Genomic DNA, 6,833 nt, shown 5'->3' with positions numbered 1-6,833 from the left:
ACGCCCTCCCCGAAAGGAGAAGCGTTCCATCTTCACAGTTCAACTAAGTTGAAGCATTTTCTCTATGCTATTAAAACAGCTAGCAAGTTAGCCTCTTTTCGCTCCACGACCGCCACGCTTGGATTCTGTGGCACGCTTTAGCGTCGACAGGTTGTCTTCGCTGTCTTTCAGGAATTTTGCCATCTTCGTTTCGAAGGTTTCCTTAGGGGCGCGGTCAAAAGAACGATTGTTCGGACGCGGACGGCTTGGACGGCTTGTGCCGCCTTCTGGCTGAGGCTTCGCTTTGCGGATCGACAAACCGATTTTCCCGTCTGCTTCTACATTCATCACTTTCACTTCTACCATTTCGCCAACTTTCAAGTGATCGTTAATATCTTTCACATAGTTGTCGGCGACTTCACTAATATGCACGAGGCCTGTTGCACCGGTTGGAAGCTGTACGAACGCTCCAAAGTTTGTAATACCCGTGACTTTTCCTTCTAACTTGCTGCCTACTTCAATCGACATAAAAAAAATGCTCCTCCTTAAAATTTAAGATGACTCCAAATTCGGGCCAAATTGACAGTTTGCGGGACTGATCCCACCTTTAATTATAGCGATGAAAGGAAGAGTGTCAACCGACTACTCTTTTTCTTCACCATCTTCTTGTGGTTTCTCGCCATCATTCGGCAAGGTGAAAATAATCTCGCCCTCATCCGACAGGAAATAATCTTTACGCGCCAGCTTCGATACATAATCGTCGTCGTTCAGCAAACGGATCTGTTCTTCGAGCTTAGCCTGCTGCTTCTGGACTTCCTCAAGCTCGGCCAGCTTTTCCTGCTGGAGCTGTTCTTTGCCTGCGATGGTCTGGGATTGTGCATAAATGGTTGAGCCTAGCCAAATACTTGTCAACAGCACCACTAAGCCGAATACCGCCAAGCGTCTGTACAATACTACTTTATGCCGCTTTTTTCGTGCGTCTTCAATTTCTGCAGCCCGCGTGTATTCATTTTGCAGCGGGGTCACTCCCTGATTTTCATGCATTTTCTCTCTCTTCACTTATGGACGCCCCTTCCCTACTGATTTTGTGATTATTATACATGAAAAACATTCCATTTAAAAAGATTTTCTGTAAGCCCTTTCTCCTTTTTTCCTGCATTTTACCGGAATTTAACCAATTCCCCTGACAATTAATAAAAATACTGTTGACTTAATTTTTATGCAACATTATAATACAGGACACATCATTTATTATAAAAATTACTTAAACTGCATATATATTCACAAAAGGAGTGTGGAGCATGACAGGAAAATTGATTTTGGCGAATGGCGCATCATTTACGGGATCGTGGCACGGCACACAAGCGGCGGTACAGGGAGAGGTCGTCTTTTTCACTGGCATGACAGGCTATGAGGAAGTCATTACCGACCCTTCCTATAAAGGGCAGGTCATCGTTTTTTCCTATCCATTGATCGGCCAATACGGCATCGAATCACTTTATGCACAATCTGAAAAAATCCAAGCCTCGGGCATCATCGTTGCCGAGCTGTATGCGGGCCCGTTACCCAAACAGGCAATTTCGCTGGCACAATTCGCCGAAGCGCAAGGCGTTCCGCTCCTGAGCGGCATCGATACACGCTCAGTCATCCAACATGTCCGTGAAACGGGCACCATGCCGGCGCAGCTGCTTCACGAGAACACGACTGAACAGCCGTGGCAAATGATTAAGACCGACTTTTTCCCGGCCAGCGAAGCGGCAGAGACGAAGCAGCTCGGCGAAGGCCCTTTGCATATCGGCCTGGTCGATTTCCATTACAAAGCTTCTATTTTAAAAGAATTGCTCGCTCTCGGCTGCACGGTCAGCATCATCCCTTATAACGGGGCAGCCGACCTTCCTGAAGCTCTCGGCGTTGACGGGCTATTGTTCTCGAACGGCCCGGGGGACCCGCAAGCATTGAACAGCCGCTTGCCGGTCTACCGCGACTGGGCAGAACGCTACCCGTCGTTCGGCATTTGCCTCGGCCACCAGGTGCTGGCTGCTGCTTTCGGCGCAAAAACAGCGAAGCTCGCTTACGGCCATCGCGGCGCCAATCATCCCGTTAAAAACAATAAGACCGGACGCGTCAGCATGAGCTCCCAAAATCATAGCTATGTCGTCGAAGCGGAGAGCTTGAATGACAACGACGGCAGCATCGAAGGCTTGATCCATCCGCAATTGCCGATTACGACGGTTCAATTCCATCCGGAAGCAGCTCCCGGCCCAGCGGATCATCTCGCTTTGTTCCACCAGTTCCTAGAAACTGCAAATGAAATGAAGAAGGTGAAAATGCATGCCTAAATTAGACTCTATTGAAAAAGTGCTCGTCATCGGTTCCGGCGCCATCGTCATCGGGCAAGCCGCAGAGTTCGACTATTCCGGTACCCAAGCATGCTTGGCTCTAAAAGAAGAAGGCATCGAAGTGGTGCTCATCAATAACAACCCGGCGTCGATCATGACCGATGAAAGCGTCTCGGACAAAGTGTATTTCGAACCAATGACACTCGAATCCGCTACGAACATCATCGAGAAAGAACGTCCGGACGGCCTGCTTGCGACTGTCGGCGGCCAGACCGGCTTGAATTTGGCAATGGCGCTGGCGGATGCCGGCATCTTGGAACAATACGGCGTCGAATTGCTCGGCACCGATATGACCGCCATCAAAAAAGCCGAAGACCGCGACCAGTTCCGCTCCTTGATGAAGCAACTCGGTGAACCGGTGCCAGATTCCGACATCATCTATTCACTCGACGGGGCGCTCGCTTTTGCACAGCGCACGGGCTATCCCGTTATCGTCCGCCCCGCCTATACGCTCGGCGGTTTCGGCGGCGGCATCGCAAGCGACGAAGCAGCTTATATCAAGCTGGTCACGCAAGGCTTGTCGGCGAGCCCGATCAAGCAATGCCTCGTCGAGACGAGCATCGCCGGCTATAAGGAAATCGAATATGAAGTGATGCGCGATGCAGCGGGCACATGCATCACGGTCTGCAATATGGAGAACTTAGATCCGGTCGGTGTCCATACCGGCGATTCGATCGTCGTCGCCCCGAGCCAAACTTTGAACGATCCCGATTTTCACATGTTGCGCACGTCTTGCATCAACATCATCGAAGCGCTCGGCATCATCGGCGCCTGCAATGTGCAGTTCGCCCTCCATCCGGAAACCTCCGATTATTTTTTGATTGAAGTCAACCCGCGCGTCAGCCGCTCATCCGCGCTCGCTTCCAAAGCGACCGGCTATCCAATCGCGAAGATCGCCGCCAAGCTCGCAATCGGCTATACGCTCGATGAATTGAAGAACCCGGTGACCGGCACGACCTACGCCAGCTTCGAGCCGGCACTCGATTACGTCGCCTTGAAAATCCCGCGCTGGCCGTTCGACCAATTTCCTTTAGCGGACCGCACGCTTGGCACGCAAATGAAGGCGACCGGCGAAGTGATGGCGATCGAACGCCGCATGGAAGCCGCTATGCAAAAAGCGCTGCGCTCGCTTGAACTTCCGATAGACGGGTTCCGCCTTCCCGCCATCTCCTCATTGCCGACAGGCGATTTATTGGAACTCGCAATGAAGCCGGACGACCGCCGTTTGTTCGTGCTGTTCGAATTGCTCATCCGCGGGAAAACCACTGACGATCTGCATGCCATCACTGGCATCACGCCTTATTTCTTATACGTTTTATCGAATATTGTTACAGAGTGGCAAGACCTCAAATCGATCAGCTGGAACTCCGTGACTGCTGATCGCTTATTGCAGGCGAAAAAGCTCGGCTTCAGCGACCAGCAAATGGCCGATATTTGGAATGTGCCGGCAGCTGAAATTTGGGGACAGCGCAGAAGCTATAAAATTGCGCCAGCCTACCGGATGATCGATACATGCGCCGCTGAGTTCCGTTCGAATACAAATTATTTCTATTCCACATGGGACAATGCCGCAGACGTCGACCGCTCGAATGATGCGAAAAAAGTCGCGGTCGTCGGATCCGGCCCAATCCGCATCGGGCAAGGCATCGAATTCGATTATTGCTGCGTGCACAGCGTTATGGCCGCACAGAAACTTGGCTATGAAGCGGTCATGATCAACAACAACCCTGAAACCGTCAGCACCGATTACGAAGTGGCCGATGCGCTTTATTTCGAACCGATCACGGCGGAAGATGTCTTGAACGTCCTGGAATTTGAGGGCATCCACCAAGTCATCCTCCAATTCGGCGGCCAGACTTCGCTTAATTTGGCGAAATCACTTGAAGAAGCGGGCATTACCGTGCTCGGCTCATCGGTCGATTTGCTGGACCAAATGGAAGACCGCGACCGCTTTTATGCGTTTCTCGAGTCTATCGGTTTGCCGACCATCCCAGGGACGACGGCGAATGCGCCGGAAGAAGTGCTGCCCGCAGCGGAAAAGCTCGGCTTCCCGGTCTTGCTTCGCCCTTCTTACGTCATCGGTGGACGCGGCATGATCGTGCTTCACGACCAAGCGGAGCTTGATGCTTGGCTCGCGGGCGCGGACAAGGCGTTTCCGGTATTGGTCGACCATTTCGTCACCGGCAAAGAAGCGGAAGCCGATATTTTAACGGACGGCAACAACGTCTGGGTGTCGGCGATCTTCGAGCATCTCGAAGGAACCGGTGTCCATTCCGGCGACAGTATCGCGAGCACGCCGCCCGTAACGCTCACCGAAGACCAGCAGCAAAAGCTGATCGATACCGCAAAGCATATTGCGAGACAGCTTGACTACACAGGGCTATTCAATATTCAATTCGTCTACGAAGAAGATCAATTGTTCGTCATGGAAATCAATCCGCGGGCGTCGCGCACAGCACCGATCAGCTCGAAAGTGACGGATGTGCCGCTCGTTCAGCACGCTACCGCTTTATTGCTCGGTGTGCCGTACGATGAGCTCGGCATTGAAGACATGTATAACGGACAACCGGACTTCACCGTCAAAGCGCCGGTGTTCTCCCATATTAAATTGCCTGGCCTGTCCCCTGTCCTGTCGCCCGAGATGATGTCGACCGGCGAAGTGATTGGCACAGCCAAGCTGTTTGAAGACGCGCTCGAAAAAGCATTGACCGGCGCTTCCGTCCAGCTGGCGAAACTTGCAACAGGCTCAACGCTATTCGCCGCCCAGGACAGCGCCGATTATGAGCAACTCAATTCTTGGCGCGCACAAGGCTTCACGATCGTCACCGAAGACCAACTTTCTTTTGACGAGTGGTTATTATCGAAAGACGCTGCCGCCTATATCGACTTTTCCGAAACACCTGACGCTGGCCGCATGGCGCAAGCGGCCATCCACCGCCTCCATGCCTGGTCACGCCCGGAAACAGCCGATGCTTACGCCGTTAGCCAAAAAATACAATCTGAACGCTTGAAAGGAGTGCTTGCCCAATGACGATGATCATGCCGCTTGCCCCAACTATTGCCCAGGAAGATTTTCTCTCATTGAAAGACTATAGTACCGAGGAAATTCTTGATTTGCTTAATTTAGCGATTGAATTGAAGAAACCGGAAAATAAACATTTGCCGCTCTTGAAAGGAAAAGTGCTCGGCATGATCTTCGAGAAATCGTCGACCCGCACGCGCGTTTCGTTTGAAGCGGGCATGCTGCAGCTCGGTGGCCACGCGATGTTCTTGAGTTCCCAGGATACCCAGCTTGGCCGCGGTGAAACGATTGCCGATACGGCCCGTGTGCTGTCGGGTTATTTGGACGGCTTGATGATCCGCACATTCCATCAGTCCGCTGTGGAAGAGCTGGCTGAATTCAGCTCGATTCCCGTCATCAACGGCTTGACCGACGATTACCACCCGTGTCAAGTGCTGGCCGATCTCATGACGCTCATCGAACATTTCGGCGAGTTGAAAGGCCGCAAGCTGGCGTATATCGGGGATGGCAATAATATGGCCAATTCCTTGATGATCGGTGCCGCAAAAGTCGGGCTCGACATCGCGATCGCCGCCCCGAAAGGCTATGAGCCGCAGGCGGAAATGGTCGAACTTGCGAAAGCCATCGCGAAAGACACCGGCTCTATGGTGACGGTGACCCATGATCCCGTCGAAGCCGTGAAAAACAGCGATGCCATTTATACGGATGTCTGGGCGAGCATGGGTCAGGAAGCCGAAGCCATTAAACGTTTGAATGATTTTGAAGGATTCCAAGTGAACGCGGAACTGGTTCAGCACGCGAAAGCGGATTACATCTTTATGCACTGCCTCCCGGCGCACCGCGAGGAAGAAGTGACGACCGATATTTTGGAAGGCCCCCATTCGGTCATTTTCCAGGAAGCCGAAAACCGCCTGCATGCCCAAAAAGCGGTGCTCGTGACTTTGATGGGCGATTGAACTTATTGATACGAATGAAGAGCCTTGCCTGCAACTGGCGAGGCTCTTGTTTGGGGCTGTCGAATTTTTAGCGGAGTGGTGTTTTCATGTGTGGAGGAGGAAGCTGTGGTTTATCATCACCTTGGTAGCCGCCGCCTCGCTTGGGGTTGAGCTCCCGCCATGAGCCAGGAAGAACACCTGTCTCTTGGCTTCGCTTCACCCTTAAGCGCGAGGGGCTTGGACATTTCGTTGAATCGAGTGAGTCGGATGGATTCGGTTCTGGATGGTTCGTCGCTTTTGGGTACGTCGCTTAATTGGTAATGCATGTGCTGAACACAATCTAGTGAACGAACCGTTTAAAATAAATCTGTAATTATTTCACTTATCGATTTGAGCAGATGACTCAATTAAATCCCCTTCTGAACTTAGAGATGGAGTGGAAGGGGCCGACGCCTGGGGGATCACGCGGGACTGGCGAAACCGATGCGGCTTGCCGCA

5 protein-coding genes are annotated in these 6,833 nt (G+C 52.2%); 3 read left to right on the top strand and 2 right to left on the bottom strand.

Going from position 1 to position 6,833, the window contains the following annotated elements; all coding sequences use genetic code 11:
* Window positions 1-87 precede the first annotated feature (87 nt).
* On the bottom strand, window positions 88-507 hold the full coding sequence (locus ON064_RS16230; protein WP_058382215.1) for a S1 domain-containing RNA-binding protein: 420 nt from the start codon (window positions 505-507) through the stop codon (window positions 88-90).
* Window positions 508-621: 114 nt separating this feature from the next.
* The gene (locus ON064_RS16225; RefSeq protein WP_232787134.1) at window positions 622-1,038 is read right to left on the bottom strand and encodes an FtsB family cell division protein; all 417 of its coding nucleotides are present in this window, start codon (window positions 1,036-1,038) and stop codon (window positions 622-624) included.
* A 242-nt stretch (window positions 1,039-1,280) separates the two neighbouring features.
* On the opposite strand from ON064_RS16225, the gene ON064_RS16220 reads away from it, so the two are divergent.
* The 3 genes from ON064_RS16220 to argF are packed head-to-tail and all read left to right on the top strand — an operon-like array spanning window position 1,281 to window position 6,356.
* Window positions 1,281-2,318, top strand: a complete 1,038-nt coding sequence (locus ON064_RS16220) for a carbamoyl phosphate synthase small subunit (protein ID WP_274625582.1) — start codon at window positions 1,281-1,283, stop codon at window positions 2,316-2,318.
* Entirely contained in the window at window positions 2,311-5,409 is a 3,099-nt protein-coding gene (locus ON064_RS16215) for a carbamoyl-phosphate synthase (glutamine-hydrolyzing) large subunit (RefSeq protein WP_274625581.1), read from the top strand. The genes ON064_RS16220 and ON064_RS16215 overlap by 8 nt, the downstream gene beginning before the upstream one ends.
* The gene (gene argF / locus ON064_RS16210; RefSeq protein WP_274625580.1) at window positions 5,406-6,356 is read left to right on the top strand and encodes an ornithine carbamoyltransferase; all 951 of its coding nucleotides are present in this window, start codon (window positions 5,406-5,408) and stop codon (window positions 6,354-6,356) included. The genes ON064_RS16215 and argF overlap by 4 nt, the downstream gene beginning before the upstream one ends.
* Window positions 6,357-6,833: the final 477 nt, after the last annotated feature.

The organism is Planococcus sp. A6, from assembly GCF_028823615.1.
Taxonomy (GTDB): domain Bacteria; phylum Bacillota; class Bacilli; order Bacillales_A; family Planococcaceae; genus Planococcus.
Note: the sequence above shows the minus strand (reverse complement) of the source record. Positions and strands in the feature narration are given on the sequence as shown.

Excerpts from the sequence above, each read along its gene's own strand:
- ON064_RS16220 (WP_274625582.1), top strand. The coding sequence starts at position 1,281 with ATGACAGGAAAATTGATTTTGGCGAATGGCGCATCATTTACGGGATCG.
- argF (WP_274625580.1), top strand. The coding sequence starts at position 5,406 with ATGACGATGATCATGCCGCTTGCCCCAACTATTGCCCAGGAAGATTTT.
- ON064_RS16230 (WP_058382215.1), bottom strand. The coding sequence starts at position 507 with ATGTCGATTGAAGTAGGCAGCAAGTTAGAAGGAAAAGTCACGGGTATT.
- ON064_RS16215 (WP_274625581.1), top strand. The coding sequence starts at position 2,311 with ATGCCTAAATTAGACTCTATTGAAAAAGTGCTCGTCATCGGTTCCGGC.